Below are 1,194 nucleotides of genomic sequence, written 5' to 3'. Positions count from 1 at the left end.
CACCTTGGTCGCCTATATTGGCACTGTACAAGTTGGTAAAACTCTCACCTGTCCAAGAGTGTCTCTTGTTAGACAATCCTCCGGTATCTCTTGCTGAGGCAAAAACTACTTTATTACCTGAAAAAGCACTTCCGTAATCAGAATACTCTGAATTGATTCCAGCATTCTCTAAGGTATAACGTCCAGAGTTTTTCTTGATTTGTGCCAAATAATCTTTCTGAGCTGTAGCTAATTTTGCACGTAAATCATTACCACTTTTTTGATTAAATTTTACCAACATTTCATCGGCTTTTTTGTAATCTTTTATTGCTTTTAATGATTGTGCATAACGATAGTAATACTCTGGCTCTACATCTTGTGTGAAGGCAAATAACTCGCCATACCATTTTGCAGCATTGTCTAAATCGGCTTTAAAATAGTACGAATCACCAAGCTTTTGTAACATCTCTTGCGATTTGTATCCTTTAGCAAAAATACGCTCGTAGGTTTTTATAGCATCAACATAGGCAAACTTATCGTATTGTTGGTCTGCTTTAGCTTCTTTTAACTTCTGACCTGACATGCTCATTGAAGCGATGCAGGCAACTACTAAATATATAATTCTGTTTTTCATGATAATCGCTTTTTAGAAGAATCTTGGTGATACTATTCGGTCTTGACGTTTGAATAATTCGAAACGTAAAAATATTTCGTGTGAACCTGAATTGTAATTAGCTAACTTGGTAGTCTCTAAATCGTATCCGTATCCAATATATAACCCATCGCTAACTTGAAATCCTGCCATAGCACTCACAGCAGCACTCCATCTCCAGGCAGCTCCCAAAACAAACTTCTCATTGATTAAAAAGTTTCCTGATAAATCCAATTGTAATGGTGCTCCTTCAACTACTTTTCCTAGAAAAGCAGGCTTGAATTTTAAATTCGAACTCAAATCAAAAACATAACCTCCTATTAAATACAAGTTCATACGTTCTTTATAAACCGCAATATCATTGTCATCATATCGCTTAGTCTCAAAGAAGTTTGGAACCGATAATCCTAAATAAGATTTGTCAGAATGAAAGTAAACTCCAGCTCCAACATTTGGAGAGAAATTGTTGTTCAAATTCTGTAACAACGGATCTCCTTGGTTTTGAATCTTTAATTTGTTAATATCTAAATTAAACAAATTAGCCGTTCCTTTTATTCCAAAAG

Annotated in this window: 2 protein-coding genes; both read right to left on the bottom strand. The window is 35.1% G+C overall.

Annotated elements, in window-relative coordinates; genetic code table 11:
- Nucleotides 1-613 (bottom strand): tetratricopeptide repeat protein (locus tag ACYU7A_RS13485; protein ID WP_460577355.1); only part of this gene is annotated, 613 nt, incomplete at its 3' end.
- A gap of 12 nt (nt 614-625) precedes the next feature.
- Nucleotides 626-1,194 (bottom strand): PorP/SprF family type IX secretion system membrane protein (locus ACYU7A_RS13480; protein WP_460574150.1); only part of this gene is annotated, 569 nt, incomplete at its 5' end.

This window comes from Flavobacterium koreense (assembly GCF_054776075.1).
The sequence above is the reverse complement of the archived record's forward strand: the minus strand, read 5'-3'. Positions and strand labels throughout refer to the sequence as shown.